Raw genomic sequence first — 19783 nt, forward strand, 5'->3', positions numbered from 1 at the left:
CATGATACGAAAGCCTTTCAGACTGAAGCTTTGCTAAGGCACTGTTGTGAATCGTCAAAAATTTTTACAAATTCAGTATTAGGGCGTACAAACCTGTTATTAGTACTTTCATACAACTTTACTCGTTTTACAACACTTTTCATTACCAGAAACCACAAACCACATGTAGGGGTGCAACCAGAATACCTGGCGATTATAAATCGCACCTACACGAGACTTATGCCTGCCTCCTCCGGCTAAACGTATTAGTCCGCGTAGGCGCAATACGGCTTCTAACCCTCTTTTACCCCCTTTTTAAGGCAGTCGCCGTAGGCGGGGGGATCTTATGATTGCTCACAGTTTTTGTCAAAAATTATTTCTAAAATGCATTTCCCATGAAAAAGATATCCCTGTTTCTATTAACTTTACCCCTATCCACCTTAGCAACTCTTGCGCCACTCGCCATCGCAGTTGCGCAGCAAGTAACTTCTGATGGAACTGTATCCACGACAGTTACCACTCCTGATGGCAAAAATTTCAACATCAATGACGGAACTCGAAGGGGAGGAAATCTTTTTCACAGCTTCAAAGAATTTTCTGTACCCACAGGTGGTTCGGCTAATTTCAACAATGCAGCTGATGTGCGAAACATCATCGGTCGGGTGACGGGTGGTTCTGTTTCTAATATCGATGGTTTGATTAAGACACTTAACCCAGCTAATTTATTTTTACTTAATCCTGCTGGTATTATTTTTGGACCAAATGCCAGATTGAATATCGGTGGTTCCTTTTTGGGGAGTACGGCGCATAGTTTTGTCTTTGACAATAATTTTGAGTTTAGTGCGACTAACCCGCAAGCACCGCCATTGTTAACAATAACTGCTCCGATTGGGTTGAGGTATCGGGATAATCCCCAAAATATCACGACTCAATCCACGACGACTCAATATCCTACTCTTGAAGTACCGTCAGGAAAGACCTTAGCACTAGTAGGCGGTAACGTCAGCTTAGATCGTCCTGATTTGCTTGCACCAGGAGGACGGATTGAGTTAGGAGGATTATCTGCGGCGGGAATAGTGGGACTGAATACTGATGGAAGTTTGAGTTTTCCTGTGGGAGTGCCAAGAGGTGATGTATCGCTGACTAATGAAGCCTTTGTGGATGTGCGCGCTGGAGAGGGCGGTAGTATTGCAGTTCATGCCAGAGATTTAAATATTTCGGGAGGAAGTTTTCTTCGTGCAGGCATAAAATCGGGTTTAGGAACTCCAAGTGCTCAAGCAGGCGATATTAAAGTTGATGCAAAAGAAACTGTTTCTTTAGATGGGAGTAGTATTACCAACCGTGTAGAAGAAAAAGGTGTAGGCAACGCAGGTGGCATAGAACTAACTACTAAAAATCTTTCACTCACTAATGGTGCTCAACTGTCTGCCAGCACCTATGGAAAAGGGAATGCTGGGAGTATCATAGTCAATGCTACTGGGACTATCTCTGTAGCTAGTGATATTAAGAATGGATTCAAAAGTGGAATTTTTAGCGTTGTTGAATCATCAGGCGTGGGCGATGCAGGTGGTATCCAAATAAATACCAACAACCTTTTTTTAACCGATGGTGCACAAATCAATGCCAATACCCTTGGAAAAGGAAAGTCTGGGAGAATAATCATTAATGCCACTGATACAATCTCTGCTGATGGTGAAAATAAGAACGGGAACAACGCTGGAATTTTTAGCGAAGTTACTCAACGACAAGCTGAGGGAGATGCAGGTGGTATCGAAATAAATACCAACAATCTTTCTCTAACCAATGGTGGAACAATAAGTGCCAGCACCTTTGGAAAGGGAAGTGCTGGGAGTGTCATCATTAATGCGACTGGTACAATCAAAGCTAATGGCGAAGATAAAGATGGATATGACAGTGGAATTTTTAGCAATGTTCAATCATCAGGTGTAGGGGATTCAGGTGGTATTAAAATAAACACTAACAATCTTTCTCTGACTAATGGTGGAACAATAAGTGCCCTCACCCTTGGAAAAGGCAATGCTGGAAGTGTCAGAATTAATGCCACTGGTACAATTTCTGCAGATGGTGAGGATAAGGCTGGAACCGACAGTGGAATTTTTAGCACTGTTGAATCATCAGGCGTAGGCAACGCAGGTGGTATCCAAATAAACACTAATAACCTTTCTCTAACCAATGGTGGAAGAATCAATGCTGGCACCTATGGAAAGGGCAATGCAGGAAATGTCATCATTGATGCAACTGATACAATCTCTGCTGATGGTGAGGGTAAGGATGGGTATGACAGTGGAATCTATAGTCGAGTCGCTAAACAAGAAGCTGAGGGAGATGCAGGTGATATTGAAATAAAGACCAACAACCTTTCACTGACCAATGGCGCTCGAATCAGTGCCACTACCTATGGAAAGGGAAATGCAGGAAGTGTGAAAATTAATGCGACTGGTACAATCAAAGCTGATGGTGAAGATAAAAATGGATATGACAGTGGAATTTTTAGCAATGTTGAATCATCAGGTGTAGGGGATTCTGGTGGTATTAAAATAAACACTAACAACCTTTCTCTGACTAATGGTGGAACAATAAGTGCCATCACCTCTGGAAAAGGCAATGCAGGAAATATCATCATTAATGCCACTGGTACAATTTCCGCAGATGGTGAGGATAAGGCTGGAACCGACAGTGGAGTTTTTAGCACTGTTCAATCATCAGGTGTGGGCAAAGCAGGTGGTATCGAAATAAACACTAACAACCTTTCTCTAACCAATGGTGGAATAATAAGTGCCAGCACATTAGGAAAGGGAAATGCAGGAAATATCATCACTAATGCAACTGGTACAATCTCTGCTGATGGTGAGGGTAAGGATGGATTCAACAGTGGAATTTATAGTCGAGTGTCTCAAAAACAAGCTGAGGGAGATGCAGGTGGTATAACAATAAAGACCAATAACCTCTACCTGACTAATGGTGGAATAATTAATGCCAGTACTCTTGGAAAGGGAGATGCAGGGCGTGTGACGATTAATGCGACTGGTACAATCTCTGCTGATGGTGAGGGTAAGGATGGATATGACAGTGGAATTTTTAGCAATGTTGAATCATCAGGTGTAGGGGATTCTGGTGGTATTAAAATAAACACTAACAACCTTTCTCTGACTAATGGTGGAACAATAAGTGCCATCACCTCTGGAAAAGGCAATGCAGGAAATATCATCATTAATGCCACTGGTACAATTTACGCAAATGGTGAGGATAAGGCTGGAACCGACAGTGGAATTTTTAGCAATGTTGAATCATCATACGAGGGCAATGCAGGTGGTATCGAAATAAAGACCAACAACCTTTCTCTGATAAATGGTGCAGACATTAGTGCCAACACCTTTGGAAAGGGAAATGCAGGAAGTGTCATCATTGATGCAACTGGTACAATTTCCGCAGATGGTGAGGGTAAGGATGGGTATCACAGTGGAGTTTTTAGCACTGTTAGCTCATCAGGCGTAGGCGATTCTAGTGGTATTAAAATAAACACTAACAACCTTTCTTTGACCAATGGTGGAACAATCAATGCTGCCACCTTTGGAAAGGGCAATGCTGGGAGTGTCATCATTAATGCTACGGGTACAATCTCTGCTGATGGTGAGGGTAAGGATGGGTATCACAGTGGAATTTTTAGCTCTGTCAGTTCATCAGGCGTGGGCAAAGCAGGTGGTATTGAAATAAAGACCAACAACCTTTCTCTGACCAATGGTGGAACAATCAATGCTGGGATTTTTGGAAAGGGAGATGCAGGAAGTGTCATTATTAATGCCACTGGTACAATTTCTGCTGATGGTAAGGGTAAAGATGGGTATCACAGTGGTATCTCTAGTGCTGTAGACAGTGGCGCACAAGGCAATGCAGGTGGTATTAATATCACTGCGCGATCGCTCTCTCTAACTAATAGTGGTATACTTTCTAGCACTAACTTCAGTGACGGTGGTAGTGCAGGAAATATAACAGTCACAACTGCTAAAGACATCCGGCTAGACAACAAAGCATTTATTGAAGCCAACACCAATGGGGGAGAAGGCAACATTAGCCTGAACGCCCGTGACTTAATCCTGCGCCGCAACAGCAACATCACTACTAACGCCACAGGCACAGCTGACGGAGGCAACATTACCATTAACACTGGCAACTTAGTTGCGTTGGAAAATAGCAAAATTACTGCCGATGCCCAGCGGGGTTATGGAGGAAACGTTATCATTACAACTACCGGAGGCAGATTTCTTTCACCAGATAGCGTAATTTCTGCCACTTCTGAAGCTGGTCCACAATTCAGTGGGACTGTGCAATTTAAAACACCCGATATCGACCCCAGCCAAGGATTATTTGAATTAACAAAAACTGTCATCGACCCCGCACAAAAGATTGCTCAAAATCCCTGTACAAAAGGTTTTGGTAGCAGCTTCACCATTACCGGACGTGGCGGACTTCCAACTGATCCCCAAAAAGTTCTCAGTAGTGACAATGTGCGCGTTGATTTAATTCAGCCTGTAACCAGGACAGTGAATTCAACAAGTACAACTTATAAGCAGCCATCTCAACAGCCACCTGTCAAAAAGATAGTACCCGCTCAAGGTTGGATATATAACGAAAAAGGTGAGGTGGTGCTGGTAGCTTATGATCCCACCAAGGTTGGTGTACAACGGGAACAGCCTGCACCTAATAGTAGTTGTGCTGCAGTGAAGTAGATACGGCGAAGAAGCTAAGCCTCATGGAGCATCCCAAATGTGTAAATTTCTTTAGTCAATTACCTATTGAAATCCCCAATGATAAAATAGCTGAACTTGCAGAGCGTTTTCATATCCGTAAGCTTTCCCTCTTTGGTTCCATCCTGCGGCATGACTTCCGCCCTGACAGCGACACTGACATTTTAGTTGAATTTGAACCTGGATACACCCCTGGTTTTGCGTTCATCGATATCCAAGATGAATTATCCCAGCTTTTGGGGCGATCAGTTGATCTGAACACGCCTCAAGATATTAGCCGTTATTTCCGGGATCAGGTACTAACAGAAGCCCAAGTGCAGTATGTCAACAACGGATGAGGTGGAACCATCCCAAATGTCTTTCTCTCCCTTTTCCCCTCTCTTTACTAACTACGATGTACACACATCTGGCTCAAAACCTCACCCTCGCTTTTAGCTGCGCTAAAATCTTTCCCTCTCCTTACTAAGGAGAGGGATGCCCGACAGGGCAGGGTGAGGTTTACGATCGCTCTTCGACCTTGGCTACCTCCAGCATAGTCTTCAAAACCGAATCCGGATTTAAACTCATCGAATCAATCCCCTGTTCAACTAAGAACTGGGCAAATTCCGGGTAATCGCTGGGTGCTTGTCCACAAATACCGATTTTACGATTGTGCTTTTTGGCGGTGGCGATCGCCAACTTCACCATCCGCTTAACACTCTCACTGCGTTCATCAAATAACCGCGCCACTAACCCGGAATCTCTATCTAACCCAAGTGTCAATTGAGTTAAGTCATTAGAACCAATTGAAAACCCGTCAAAAACTTCTGCAAACTCATCAGCCAGCATAACGTTGCTGGGTAACTCGCACATTACATAAACTTGCAAGTCATTCACACCCTGCTGCAAACCATTTTTTGCCATTTCTGCCAAAACGAGACGCCCTTCATCGGGAGTGCGACAAAATGGAATCATTACGATCACATTTGTCAACCCCATTTCATCCCTGACTCGCTTAAGCGCTTGACATTCTAAAGCAAAAGCTTCTTTGTAACCTTCATCATAGTAACGCGCAGCGCCTCGCCAGCCCAGCATCGGATTTTCTTCTTCAGGTTCAAACTGTCTGCCACCCAACAAGTTCGCGTACTCGTTACTCTTGAAATCAGACATCCTGACGACAACTGGTTTGGGATAAAACGCCGCAGCAATTCTACCAACACCTTGAGCTAATTTATCGACAAAATACTGGGGTTTGTCGTCATAAAGTGCAGTGATTTCAGAAATTTTAGCTTTCACAAAGTCATCATTTATTTCGTCATGATGAATCAGCGCCATTGGATGAGTTTGGATATGATTGGCGATGATAAACTCTGTCCTAGCCAAACCAACCCCGTCATTGGGAATCGCAGACAAGCCAAATGCTTCTGAAGGGTTACCCACATTCATGAGAATCTGGGTACGAGTGCGGGGTAAGTCTTCCAGTGGAACTTCTTCGACTTCAAAGGGCAATAACCCTGCATAAACTCGTCCTTCTTCCCCTTCCGCGCAAGAAATCGTGATTTCTTGACCATTTTTCAGAATTTTCGTTGCGTTACCACATCCTACAATTGCAGGTACACCCAATTCTCGCGCAATAATCGCCGCATGACAGGTGCGTCCACCTTGGTTAGTGATAATCGCGCGTGCTCTTTTCATTATCGGTTCCCAGTCGGGATCAGTTCTATCTGTAACTAAGACTTGCCCTGGTTGGAACTGTGCGATTTTATGCACATCTGTAATCAGGTGCGCTTTACCTTGACTGATGGCTTCCCCAATCGCACGTCCGGTGAGTAGAAGATGGGGGGATGAGGAAGATCTTGCTTTTTCATCTGCCTCATCTGTCTTTAAGAAGCGGTAAGTCCGCAACACATTTTCCGTCTTCTGAGATTGCACAGTTTCAGGACGGGCTTGCACAACAAACAATTCGTTGGTAATACCATCTTTCGCCCATTCGATGTCCATTGGGGTGTAAGTGTCGTTGACTGTGGAATAATGCTCTTCAATCACACAGGCCCAACGAGCTAGTTGTAAAATCTCATCATCAGTCAGAGCGAATTTGCCTCTTTCACTTTCAGGAACTAGGACGTTTTTCGTAAATTTCGAGCCGTCGTCATAAATCATTTTTAATTCTTTACTACCCAATCTTTTATCGACAATTGGGCGAAAATCTTCTTTGAGAGTTGGTTTAAAAACGCAGTATTCGTCTGGGTTAACGGACCCTTGGACAACGTTTTCTCCTAAACCGTATGCTGCGCTAATCAGTGCAGCATCCTTGAAACCTGTCTCTGTTTCAATGGAAAACATCACCCCAGAACATGCTAAATCAGAACGCACCATTTTTTGCACGCCAACAGCAAGGGCAATGCTGAAGTGGTCAAATCCCTTGGTGTGGCGGTAGGAAATGGCACGATCTGTAAATATGGAAGCAAAGCATTTGTGACAAGCGGCTAAAACACTTTCTATACCAGTGACGTTGAGGTAACTTTCTTGCTGTCCGGCAAAACTGGCGTCCGGCAGATCTTCTGCGGTAGCACTTGAACGCACTGCTACATCTGTGTCTGGGTTGTATCGCTCACATAACGTTTGGTACGCACTAACAATTGCCTCTCTTAATTCTTTAGGAAACGGTGTGTGCAGCAGAAGCGATCGCGCCTTTTTCCCACGTTCTCGTAAATTTTTTACATCTTCTACATCCAAGTCAGAAAAGAGTTTGCGCAGTTTTTCTTCTAGCCCAGCACCTTCAATAAAATAGCGATAAGCGTAAGCTGTAGTAGCAAACCCGATAGGAACATTAATACCTTTAGGCGTCAATTGTTGAATCATCTCACCTAAAGATGCATTCTTCCCACCAACTATCGGTATGTCGGTAATGCCCACCTCATCAAACCACAGGACGAGCGATCGCTCTTTGGAGGATGAGTGCAACAAAGTCTTTTTTGCTACTGTATTCATCTGTATTTGCCTCCTAATTTTGATGCCCTGATTGTTCGACGATTGCTTGCCTCTACGTAAGGTATATCACATTCAATCGTAGACGGATTTTATAGTTTTTTTAGATTTTACAGAAGAGATTTGCATTTATATGTATAACCTAACGCAATTCCCTGTGGTAAAAGTTCGCAGAGGCGATGAAGTCAGCAGAGCAGTAACTTGATATAAGATAAGAATGCGTTTTACTCGCTTTAGTTCGTCAACTCAAAATTGACGGGTTGAGGCTGACATGGGGATACGGTGATACGGAGACGCAGAGAATTTTAACTCAGCAGGCGTTGCCTTGACAGACTACTAGAAGAGTAAAAATATAAATTTTGCACAGGTTAAATCCACATTGGTGACTGAGATGTAGCGGTTATCATTTAGCGTTTGAGTATAGGTCAGAAAAAACCTTTTTGTGAAGATAGAACAACAGGAGACTCACTGATTGCTAAACTACCCATTGATACTAGATTTGTGTTATCACTAGCAAACCATTTTAGGAAGGAGCAGTCGTGGGCAAGTACGACAAGTTTTTTAACTCAAAAAAAACATTAGAAGAATCAATCAGTCCAGAAGAAGCAGTTGCGGCGATCGCGGTTGTCACAGCTGCTGCTGATTCTTCATTAGAAGAAGTGGATCCAGATTTTTTGGCGGATATCCTCTGGGGACTCGAAATTTTTGAAGAATACTCAGATGATGAATTGTTAGAAACGCTAGATAAAGTCGTAGCCATTGCAGAGGAAGGTCAGATAGGAGCACTATTTAACAGTGCAAAAAAATCTCTGACAGGCGAGTTAATACTGGATGCTTATGCTGCGGGAGTCAGCGTACTTGTAGACGAAGAGGAACTACGTATTCCCAAAGGAAAAACGACTTTGCTCAAAAAGCTCCAAGAAGCATTGGAAATTAACGAAAAAGATGCTAAAGAAGTGATAGATGAGGTGATCGCCGCTTTTGAAGAGGTAGAAGATGAAGACTTCCTAGAAGACGAGGATGAGACAGAACTTGAGGAAGACTTAAACCCAAACGTGTATGAATCACCCTCAGGTAATTTTATAGTTCTAATTCCTGTTAACTCTCAACAAGGTGGTAGAGTTGAAACTCAAGAAGGCTCAGTTAGCTTTTCTGATGACTCTGGCAGATTGTTGAGAATCGATTATTTCCCTATCTCCTCAAAACAGACAGAGGAAATGGATTCTGTCGGACACCAAGAATATCTGCGTTCATTTCTCGTTAGTAAGTATGTGCCTCAAACAATTGTTGCTAATTTACCAGATGCTCAGGTTAAGCATACTGAATATCTGGAAGACATATTAGAAGGGGCTTACTTCGTATTAGTTGATATGCCCCAAGGTTCAACAGTTACAAAAACAGGAAACAACGGTACTGCAACTAAGTTAAATGCATACCGTGGTGTTTTAGCATTTAGCTATGGTGACCTTTTGTATATCGTCAGCAGTCAGCACAGCTTTTTTGACAAAGAAAAACCAAATTCTCTTGAACAAGAAGCTGAGGATATCAAGCAGAATGTTTTAGGTTTCGTTGATACTATTGAGTTTCTTTAGAATTAACGAACTTTTACCAATTTTCACTACAGGGGTAGACGCGTGATGGTTTGTTATTAAACAGCATACCTGTTCTACCCCTGTTGTTTATTCAGCCAAGCAATTAAATCTTCTGCATTGGAGAAATCTAACAACGCCTCAGCTAAATCTTCTAATTGATTGAGTGAGAGTTGACGAATACGTTCTTGTAACTCAGGCTCAACTGTACCAATTCGCCGGTTGAGTAAACGCATAATGACAGCCAATTCTCCTTCTTGTCTACCTTCTTGTCTACCTTCTTGTCTACCTTCTTGTCTACCTCGTCGTATCCCTTCTTCCATCCAGCTGGTGAGAATTTCCATAACAACCTCCTGTTGAACTGGTTCAAACTTCGCAATTTCTGTTTTAAAAACCTCTTCCTCTTGAGCATTTAGCTTTAGGTAAGTATCAATAAATCCAGAAATCATTTTTGTCCGTGCTGGATCAAGTCGCAAAGTAGCTAATAGCCGCAAACATTCCGACTTCACTCTAGGGCGTTCTTCTGGAGCTATGTTCATTTTAGCCATGAGCGCACTGGCTACGGGATTTTCTTGTCGCAAGAAATTCCGCCAATTTAAACGATTTAGCTGTAATACTGCGTAGTTAAGCTCTAAAACAACTTTGTCGGGAAATTCTACTCTGTATACATTTGGTTGAGGCGTACGCGGAGAATCAAAAGAAAAAATGACAATTGGGTACACAGGAAGCGCAAATTTTTCAAACAATCGAGCGAAATAGCGAAACATTCGTCGTCCAAAGTCTGCTTGTGAATAAGCTTGGTTTTCTATATGAATCAGAAAAAATGATTCTTGCTCTTTAAATTGAGCCTTGACGACTAAATCTGCTTCATACTGTTCACCCGCAGTGATATCAGTAAAAATTTCCTTGTCCAAAAATTCTAAACAATCAGATTCTAAATAAGCAATAACTTCGGGGAAAAATAGCTCTAAAAACTCCACAAAAAATGTCGTCAGCAGTTCCTTAAACAGGCGATCATGATCAATCATGTCAAAATCGCTCCACCCATTAACCGCTCATACCGATACTTCAACTCTTCCTTCATCAAATACCAACGTTCCAAAGTTGCATCTATCTCTATCACCTTTTCGGCTGCTTGTCGCGCCAAAATTAACACTTCTTCATCTTCCACTAAACTCGCCAATGTAAAATCTGGTATACCTGATTGACGAGTCCCCAAAACCTGTCCAGGACCACGAAAACGCATATCCATTTCCGAAATGAAAAAGCCATCCTGAGATTGTTCCAAAACCCTCAGACGTTGCTGTGCATCTGAACTTTTGGAACTACTCAGTAAAAGACAATAGGACTTAGCTGCACCTCGACCAACACGTCCCCGGAGTTGGTGCAACTGAGATAAGCCAAAGCGCTCTGCATTTTCAATGAGCATAACTGTCGCATTCGGCACATCAACACCCACCTCTACAACAGTGGTAGAAACCAAAATTTGAGTTTCATTGTTGCGGAATTTAGTAATAGCTTCATCCTTTTCGGCTGAACTCATGCGACCATGAAGCAGCCCCACCTGAAACTCTGGAAAAATGCTTTCCTGTAACTTTTTATGCTCTTCTACTGCCGATCGCAAATCCAATTTTTCTGATTCTTCCACCAATGGCAAAACCACATAAGTTTGTCGTCCTTGGGCAATTTCTCGGCGGATAAGATCATAAGCATGACTACGTTGCTGATTCACGAGTACGGTTGTCTGAATCGTTTGCCTTCCTGGTGGTAACTCATCAATCTGACTCACATCCAAATCCCCGTGTATTGTCAGCGCCAAAGTTCGAGGAATAGGAGTTGCTGTCATAGTTAATACATGGGGTTGCTCGCCTTTTTGCTGTAAACGCGCCCGTTGTTCAACTCCAAAACGGTGTTGCTCATCAATCACAACCAAACCCAATCGCATAAAGTTGACAGAATCTTGAATTAAAGCATGAGTTCCCACCAAAAGCGGCAATTCACCCGTTTCTAACTGAGCATGAATTTGTCGTCTTTTTGCTGTTTTCGTAGAACCTGTGAGTAATTCCACTGGTAAATGCAGGAGGTTAAACCAACTCACTAACTTGCGATAATGCTGTTCCGCCAAAACCTCTGTGGGAGCCATTAGTGCTGCTTGATACCCAGATTGAAGAGCAGCAAGGATAGCAATTACAGCAACAACAGTTTTACCAGAACCCACATCCCCTTGCACCAAACGATTCATCGGTGCGGGTTTTTGCAAGTCATTGAGAATTTCGTTAATGACTCGTTGCTGTGCGTTAGTCAGTTTAAACGGCAGTATCTCGGAGAATTTTTCCAGTAATTGACCTTTTGGGGCTAGAAGCGCACTGGTTTGAGTTTCCCTGGCTTTCTGTTGACGTTGGAGTAACCCAAGTTGCAGGTAGAAAAATTCATCGAAGACGAGGCGGCGACGGGCAGCTTGGAGGCTAGCGCTGTCTGGGGGAAAGTGTATATTATTAACAGCTTCCTTCAATTCCATCAAATTATACTTATCTCGCAGACCGCTAGGCAGTGGATCTTTAAGATGGACAGTCGCAGGTAAAGCAGCAATAACTGCCTGTCGTACCAAATCCGCCCCCACTCCCTCTGTCAGCGGATAAATAGGCACTATCCTACCAATCATTAAAGACTCAATTGTATCTCCTGGATGTCCCAAAACTTCTAGTTCTGGGTCTTCCAACGTTAGACCATATTTACTTTCTTTGACCAACCCGCATGCCGCCACAATACTACCATTCGGGTAGCGGCGCTTGAAACTTTCCTGCCAAGCACGACTGCTATAACGTGTACCAGCAAAAAATCGGCTGATTTTGATCTGACCTGTCTGATCACGTAGCAGCACTTCTAAAATCGTCAATTTGTTGTTTTTGGGAGTCGTAAAGCAGTTACAGCGCTTCACTGTTGCCACTATTGTCACCGTCTCCCCCGCCACCAAGTCTTGAATATTTACCTGACGAGCATAGTCAATATGGTCACGGGGATAATAGTAAAGTAAGTCACGCACGATGTATAAACCAAGACGTGCTAAATTAGCAGCTTTTCTAATGCCTATTTCTGCTAAATCACTCAACTTTTGGTCTAAGTTAGGAGCAAGTCTCCGACTCACCTCAGCAACAATTTGAGATTTTGGATTTTGGATTTTGGATTTCGAGAATGAGGAGTAGGAAGATGAGGAAGGTATTGCTGCGTTATCTGCCTTATCTGCCTCATCTCCCCTTGCTTCCCCTCCCCCTTCAACCACTTGCTGAACTTGGTACAGATATCTGCGAGTTTCTGCTACTAAGTGTTGTCTATCTTCCAGTTCCAGATTGGGATAATCAGCAAATTCAGTTGCCAACTGTTGCCAGCGACGACGTTCAATACCAGGTAAGCCTGTGGGGAATTTGCCAAAAGTCAGGGTAAGAAACTCACTGAAGCGGTATTGTTTGCCCAGCAAATCAGTAAAGCCTTTTTCTGCTTCTATTGCCAAAGCTTTCTGTAATCGTATCCAATCTGGTTTGTCAGTAGTCATTAGTCATTAGTCAGTAGTCATTAGTCATTAGTCAGTAGTCATTAGACTTCGGACAAAAAACAGATCACTAATCCTCAGACCAAATTGCACGCCATGCTGCTTCAGCTTGGGCAACTGAACGTTCCCGCTGTTTTTTTTGATACTCTTGCCCTCGTCTACGAAGCTGCAGTAAGACACTGTGAATCTGCTTGCGATTAGACGAGAGTGTCGGATCAGCAAACTCAATTTCCCCAAGCCGCAGATTAATAGCCATGATTTGTGTCAAGTTAGAGTCTTCTGATTGCAGATCATTATCAATTTCAACAACCAAGTTTAGTAGATTGGGTGGTCCTGGCATCACTTCAGCAGAAGCTTCTGAAGCAGCTGCTGCAGCTGCTTCTAAAATCGGTTCTGGTAATTTTTTTGGTAAGATCCCTGCTTTTTGTAAGCGAAGATTAGCCTCACGAGAAACTCTTTTGAGCTTTTCTTGTGTCAGTCTTTCTATATTCTGTTGCCATTTTACTAGTTCTACAGGGTTAGAGGTGTTTGGAAAAGACGACACGCTTTGTAGCGAGGATAAAGAGAATAAAGTTGAGGAGGTTAGAGAAGTTGGAGGAGTTGAGGAGGATAGGGAAGTTGGGGGAGTTAAGGAGGATAGGGAAGTTGGGGGAGTTGGGGCAGTTGGTGAAGTGGTTAGGGGAGTTAGGGAAGTGGGAGAAGTGGGTAGAGTTACGGGAGTAAAAGACGAAGGTTGATCTGTTTGCTTATCCTCATCAATTTCCTCATCTTCGTTGTGTTGTTCCTGTTCTTCCTTATGCTGCTCTTGTTCAGTCTTGATAAGAGATTGTAACTGCTGGGCTGTTTGTTGACCCAACTTACGAATAGCTTGTTGCAATTGTTGTCGCTGATTCAATGACAAACTCAAAAAGGTTTCAGGATACCCTTGAGTACACAGGTGATAAGTCGCTAGAATCAGTTGCCTTTGTACGGTTTGCCCCAATGCGGTTAAATAATTTGTGTAGGCGCTTCGGAGTTCTTTTGCGATCGCCTGTATTGCTTCTTCTAATGCTAATATCTCTCGTTCAATTTGCTCGATTGCTTTCGCCATATCTTCTTGCTATCATGCATCTGAACCTTATTATGGTACAAATGTATTTATTGTTTTTCAATAATCACCCAAAGAATTTTGGAATCTTGGGTTTTTGGATATGAATTTTGGATTGAGACAAAGATACACACTTTCATCTATAGTAACGTTGACTCAATGTGTTAAAAACCTGATATTTCGTTGAGTTTGAATGAAAAACAGGTCAGCTAAACTTGCCTGACCTGTTAAGTTAAATAGTCTTGTGTCACCTATCTTTTACCGATAACTAATGACAAATGACTCAATTACTTGCTACCCATTTGTGCAGCAACTTCTTCTGCAAAGTTACTTTCTTGCTTTTCAATGCCCTCCCCGAGGATATAGCGAATGAAGCGACGAACTTGGATACTGTCGCCCAGTTTTGAAGCGTTTTGCTTAATCAATTCTTCTACTGTGATACTCTGATCGCGAATATAAGGTTGATCTAACAAACTCATTTCTTGTAGACGTTTTTCAATCCGTCCTTGAACAATCTTTTCTTTGATGTTCTGTGGCTTGTTTGCCAAGTCATCCCGCCCCATTTCAATATCCTTTTCTTTTTGGGCAACTTGATCAGGAATTTCGCCTACGTTCACGTACTCAACGTTTGGACAAGCCGCAACTTGCATGGCTATACTCCGTGTTAGAGTTTGAAACTCGCTACGATCACTCACTGAATCGTTTTGATTGTTTAGTTCGACTAACACACCAACTCGACCACCAGTATGGATATAGCTGTCTACTATCCCTTTTGTATCTTTGGAGAGTGCGAATTTGGTAAAGCGACGCAGTTGGATATTTTCACCAAGTTGACCACTCATTTGCTTGATGAAATCTTCTACGTTAACACTTTCATCTTCAATGTAAGGTTGAGCAAGCATTGTCTCAACATTTTCAGCAGTCGTTGCTTGCTTCGCCAGATTTTGAACTAGGGCTTTGAAAGCTTCGTTACGGGCAACAAAATCAGTTTGGCAGTTGACTTCTATGAGCACACCAACCTCACCTCCGGGTTGAATGTATGTATCCACCAGACCTTCTGCCGCAATACGTCCTGCGCCCTTATCGGCTTTGGCGATGCCCTTTTGTCGCAGCCACTCGATGGCCTTTTCTATGTCACCGTCACTTTCTTTTAGCGCCTTCTTGCAGTCCATCATACCAGCACCAGTTTTCTGACGTAGCTCTTGGACTAGTTTCGCAGATATTTCCGCCATGTTGCCTCAATTCCTACTTCATTGACAGTTTTAATTATTCTCAAATAAAATTTTGAGTTCTGAATTTTAACAAAGTCCTGAGTTATGAGTTGTGAGTACTCAATCAAAAGAACTCACCCTCCGGGTTCGGCAGTTTGCTTATGCCGACGACGGCAGTTCCTTCAAGTCGGGCATTGGCCGCTCAACGCACTGCATTGGGAACCCTTTCAGCAAAGCTGGCACAAAGGACTAGTACTTGATGAGGCTCTCCCTCAAGGTTGTTCCAGAGTTGGAAACCCTCATTCGAGCGCTACTTCACCCCCGCACTGCCTTACCATTTAGGACTAAACTTGGGATTTTACCTGCGGCTGTTTACTCAGAAATAGAAAGTACCACTAAGTACCGAGTATTACTATTTTACTCGGCACTCGGCACTCAACACTCAAGACTTAGCAGGCAATTATTCTTCTTCTTCGTCGTTGGGAATCGCCAAGCCAGAGTAATCGGCTTCACCTTCCTCGTAGTCGTAGTCTTCCTCTGCGCCGTCGTAATCTTCGTAATCTTCTGCATCCAATTGACCGTGACGACCTTCATAAATGGCGTCTGCCAATTTGCCTACTATCAACTTAATTGACCGAATGGCGTCATCATTTGCTGGGATGGGAATATCTACGACATCTGGGTCACAGTTAGTATCCAGCATGGACACAATGGGAATTGACAACTTTTGGCATTCTTGTACTGCGTTATACTCCCGCCGTTGATCTACAATCACAACCACATCGGGAACTTTCCGCATAGCTTTTATTCCACCCAGATATTTCTGAAGCTTCGCCATTTCCCGACGTAACATTGAGGCTTCTTTTTTTGGCAGCAAATCAAGAGCGCCATTTTCTTCCCGACGTTCCAAATCTTTGAGGCGATCTACGCGGGTTTTGATAGTCGCCCAGTTAGTGAGCATTCCACCCAACCAACGCTGGTTAATGTAGTGAGAACCACAACGGGCAGCTTCTTGAGCAATGATTCCTGCTGCTTGGCGCTTCGTACCAACAAACAAGAATTTCTTGCCTGCCTCAGCTTGTGACCTCATGTACGCATAAGCTTCTTCCATCAACTGGGCAGTCTGCACCAAGTCGATGATGTGTACTCCATTACGAGAAGTGTAAATGTATGGAGACATTTTTGGATTCCATCTACGGGTTTGATGCCCAAAGTGAACCCCAGACTCCATCATTTGAGCCAATGAAACAACAGGCATGTTTTTTACTCCTATTCGGGTTAAACCTCCATTCAGGCGTATTTCCAAAACCAGGAAACACCCGAACTCCTGAATGTGCGAGATTAATTAACCATACTAAGGTAACATAGTTGTGCCAACTATTGGGGAATTAGAAATGTTGAGAAAATACGACATTTAAAAGAGGAAATTACTACATCTGTACAAGGACAAAGCCAATCCCCCAGAGTTTCTTTTCAAGTTGCCTTTTGCATTTGGGAGTAAGCTTGATAAACACCCTTGACGTTATACCAGTTCAGAAAAATTCGAGCAGCTTCTAACGCTAACTGTGGTTTTCCCAAATCAATTAGCCATTGCAAAAATGGTGCCATTGTACGTTCGTTGAGGATGCCATTCAATGATAAAATTCCCCAAAGTAAGCGATGCAACCAAGTCATTTGAATCATCATTCGCACTTCCCAAGTAGGATGCTTTTGATAAAACAACACTCCCATACGTCCACGCTGAACTTCTTTATCGATCAAGCTTGGCACTTGTTGTAAGTTAAAGGGTGGATGCCAGTGATACCCAACAGCATCTGGACATTTGATAAGTTTTAACCCAAGATTTTTGAGTCTAACACCCAGTTCTAAATCTTCCCAACCATAAAGTTGAAAATGAGTGTCAAAAAGTCCAGCTTTCTCCAACCAGTGCTTGGGGATGGCTACATTTCCTGTAGCAAAAAAAGCTGCAGAAAAATCTGTTATTTTGTACGGTTCAGAAGTGGGGTTGTCAAAATTACAAGTATTAATGACTGCACCATATGTGAAGAAGCGATCGCCCCCCAATTTTTCCTTGCCTTGTATCAACGCATCAGCGTGGGCTTGCAGGAAATTCTCCGTCACAACTAAATCACTATCAATAAAAATAATAGTGTCCCCTAATGCCTTTTCTACTCCCAAATTTCGCGCTGCTGCTGGTCCTGCGTGGTTTTGATGAAACGTTTTCACATGGGGAAATTCGCCTTTATGCGCTTCCAACCATTCCAATGTGCCATCATCAGAACCATCGTCCACCAAGACAATTTCGTAACCAGTCATTGAACTTGACGGACTCAGTTGCTGCGTCTCCAAAGCTATAAGACACTTTTCTAAAATTGGCTTACGATTGTAAGTCGGAATAACAACACTAAAAAACACAGTCTCACCCACAACAGTAAATAATTCAAAATGGACTGCGTCCCGCTACGCTAACAAAATTCAAAATTCAAAAACGAGCGTGCTAGTCTACCTCCAGGATAGGACAATAAGGACTACAGCAGTGTTCCCTAAAGCTAAACCACCCCAGTCCTTCTCGGTTTTGAGGTGGTTAAAATGAATTTTATGGCGCTACGATTTGCAGCTTTTTTCAGTTGAAAGTCTTTTTACGATGGTGTTTGCGCAATAGAAAACCTGCTCCAAGTACACCCAAGCCGACTAGCGCTGGAGTAACTGTTGGTTCTGGAACTGCCCGAGGAGTCCGCAAGGAGAATTTCAGGATAGCGTTACCGGTAGAAGGAGTTCCTGGGGGAGCAAGTGCATCCTCCTCAGTAAAATCTATTTTGCCTGTAGCGTTTTGGAATATGCCCATTCCATTGGTAATAGTTATAGTACCACCACCTTTAATTGTGCCTGCGATGGGGTTAATTTCAGCGCTGTCATTCGCTGTTCCAAATAACTTATTGACACCATCACCGTAGTATATGTCGCCAAGTGTTTTGCCTTCTATGCCAAATACGGTTGGATCTGAATTGAATCTGGTAAATGTGTTGGCTCCACGAGACTCAGATTGTCCATAAGTATTGCTAGTAAATTTAGTCAATCCGTGAGGAGCATCAGCATTTTCTCCTGTGATGGTTGCCCTTAGAATGTTCTGTTCTGGTAGGAATGGGTTAATCTCGACTGATGTCTTATAGTTAGTAGTAAATTCATAGGTATTATAGGTAGCCTGGGCACTCGCGCTTTGTACATTTAACCCGAAACCACTGAAAGCTAAAGCTACTGGTATAAACCATTTGATGTGTAAACGGAGCATAATTTACCGTATATTCTATGTTAATTAGACACTGAGTATAAACACATAAATTGTCTTAATTAATAGTACGTAATAATTAGGAAAGTCGTAATAAATTTGTTATAAAGCAGTCGTAAAGTCATTGTGAAATTGAGTTAAACAAGATTTGTGCTATTTAATACACAATAGAAAACGTACTGCAATACAAAACGTCACTTGTCTAGTAATGCCCGCGGTAAGTTAATTTGTGGACATTATTAATGCTAAAAATCTCATTTACATGGAGTTATTTAAATCATGCTTTTAGAGCAAGATTGCAATTGTAGGTGTTCAGATAGTTTTGTTAATCAAAATCAAAACAGCCAAAAAACCCAGCATTTATCAATAACTGTTTGTTTACTTGCTGGGTTTTTTGTTGCTGAGTGGAGTGTCGGTTTGTGGAGTGGAAGTTTATCTCTACAGGCAGATGCAGAACATATTCTTTCTGACATCGCGGCTTTGGGAATATCGCTGTTTGCCAGTTGGTTAGTACAGCAACCTGCTGCTGCAAGGGCAACATTTGGATATCGCCATATTGAAATTATGGCGGCTTTGGTAAATGGCTTAAGTTTACTTGTGATTGCTATTTTCATTTGTTGGGAAGCAATTCACCGCTTTCAAAGTCCACAAGAAATTTCAGGCTTGCCCATGTTAGGGGTAGCCATGTTAGGTTTAATCGTCAATTTGCTCAATATAACTTTGCTGCATCCCCACTCTCACGATGATCTCAATCTACGGGGTGCTGTGCTTCATATTATCGCTGATACTGCTAGTTCTGTGGGTGTGATAATTGCTGCTATTGTGATTCACTTTTGGAATTGGTTATGGGCAGATACAGCTATTAGCTTAGTAGTTGCAGGCTTTATGATCTTAAGTGCTTTGCCACTTGTCCGAGAAAGTCTCTCAATTCTTTTGGAGTATGCACCAAAATCAATTAACCCTGCTGATGTAGAAGTTTTTCTGAGATCTTTTCCTCATGTTTTGCAGGTGGAAAAACTCTATATTTGGAGAATAAGCAGAGAACAGATCATGCTTTGTGCTCATCTGAGTGTGGATTGTGCGACTGTTGAACAACGCGATCGCCTACTTGGGCAACTACAAACTCATCTAGAGCAAACTTTTGCCATCAATCAGATAACTTTACAACTCACTCACCCCAAGTCTTTAGCAGTAATGCCAATTCATCCTTTGTTCAAGCAAGATTTAATTTCAATGCTATCCGTAGAAAAGAAATAATGACAATAAAGGATTTGGATCACATCACAGATTGATCTAAATTATTGAAAATATAGACACATTATGATAATGTCATTGAGTTGAAAAATAAACG

At 42.6% G+C, this 19783-nt stretch carries 12 protein-coding genes; 4 read left to right on the top strand and 8 right to left on the bottom strand.

Translation table 11 applies throughout. The features are described 5' to 3' along the window. The first annotated feature begins 374 nt into the window (after positions 1 to 374). Both AC5JM2_RS33425 and AC5JM2_RS33430 read left to right on the top strand, forming a co-directional pair. Complete coding sequence (locus AC5JM2_RS33425) at positions 375 to 4727, top strand: two-partner secretion domain-containing protein (protein WP_495840106.1); 4353 nt, start codon at positions 375 to 377, stop codon at positions 4725 to 4727. A 23-nt stretch (positions 4728 to 4750) separates the two neighbouring features. Next, a complete protein-coding gene (locus AC5JM2_RS33430) occupies positions 4751 to 5083 on the top strand; it encodes a nucleotidyltransferase family protein (RefSeq protein ID WP_495840108.1) in 333 nt (110 codons plus the stop codon). Positions 5084 to 5243: 160 nt separating this feature from the next. Here the strand turns inward: AC5JM2_RS33430 and ppsA are convergent, their stop codons facing one another. Beyond that, complete coding sequence (gene ppsA, locus AC5JM2_RS33435) at positions 5244 to 7715, bottom strand: phosphoenolpyruvate synthase (RefSeq protein ID WP_495840110.1); 2472 nt, start codon at positions 7713 to 7715, stop codon at positions 5244 to 5246. A 536-nt stretch (positions 7716 to 8251) separates the two neighbouring features. On the opposite strand from ppsA, the gene AC5JM2_RS33440 reads away from it, so the two are divergent. Further along, positions 8252 to 9304: a tellurite resistance TerB family protein gene (locus AC5JM2_RS33440; protein ID WP_495840112.1), complete on the top strand. Its 1053-nt coding sequence runs from the start codon at positions 8252 to 8254 to the stop codon at positions 9302 to 9304. Between the two features lie 74 nt (positions 9305 to 9378). On the opposite strand, the gene AC5JM2_RS33445 is transcribed toward AC5JM2_RS33440, so the two are convergent. From AC5JM2_RS33445 to AC5JM2_RS33475, 7 genes are all read right to left on the bottom strand, one after another. Further along, the gene (locus AC5JM2_RS33445; RefSeq protein ID WP_495840114.1) at positions 9379 to 10329 is read right to left on the bottom strand and encodes an Rpn family recombination-promoting nuclease/putative transposase; all 951 of its coding nucleotides are present in this window, start codon (positions 10327 to 10329) and stop codon (positions 9379 to 9381) included. Next, positions 10326 to 12851, bottom strand: a complete 2526-nt coding sequence (gene recG, locus AC5JM2_RS33450) for an ATP-dependent DNA helicase RecG (protein ID WP_495840116.1) — start codon at positions 12849 to 12851, stop codon at positions 10326 to 10328. The genes AC5JM2_RS33445 and recG overlap by 4 nt, the downstream gene beginning before the upstream one ends. Positions 12852 to 12918: 67 nt before the next feature. After that, positions 12919 to 13938, bottom strand: coding sequence for a primosomal protein (locus AC5JM2_RS33455; protein WP_495840118.1), 1020 nt, complete (start codon positions 13936 to 13938; stop codon positions 12919 to 12921). Between the two features lie 284 nt (positions 13939 to 14222). After that, a complete protein-coding gene (gene tsf / locus AC5JM2_RS33460; protein ID WP_495840120.1) occupies positions 14223 to 15167 on the bottom strand; it encodes a translation elongation factor Ts in 945 nt (314 codons plus the stop codon). Between the two features lie 439 nt (positions 15168 to 15606). Beyond that, positions 15607 to 16404, bottom strand: coding sequence for a 30S ribosomal protein S2 (gene rpsB, locus AC5JM2_RS33465; protein ID WP_495840122.1), 798 nt, complete (start codon positions 16402 to 16404; stop codon positions 15607 to 15609). 215 nt (positions 16405 to 16619) lie between these two features. Beyond that, positions 16620 to 17561 (bottom strand): glycosyltransferase family 2 protein, encoded by a 942-nt coding sequence (locus AC5JM2_RS33470; RefSeq protein WP_495840124.1) that lies wholly within the window; start codon positions 17559 to 17561, stop codon positions 16620 to 16622. Between the two features lie 208 nt (positions 17562 to 17769). Beyond that, on the bottom strand, positions 17770 to 18435 hold the full coding sequence (locus AC5JM2_RS33475) for a PEP-CTERM sorting domain-containing protein (protein WP_495840126.1): 666 nt from the start codon (positions 18433 to 18435) through the stop codon (positions 17770 to 17772). A gap of 276 nt (positions 18436 to 18711) precedes the next feature. Here AC5JM2_RS33475 and AC5JM2_RS33480 point away from each other — a divergent pair, with 276 nt between their 5' ends. After that, positions 18712 to 19689, top strand: coding sequence for a cation diffusion facilitator family transporter (locus tag AC5JM2_RS33480; RefSeq protein ID WP_495840127.1), 978 nt, complete (start codon positions 18712 to 18714; stop codon positions 19687 to 19689). The last annotated feature ends 94 nt before the right edge of the window (positions 19690 to 19783 follow it).

Source organism: Brasilonema angustatum, assembly GCF_059505445.1.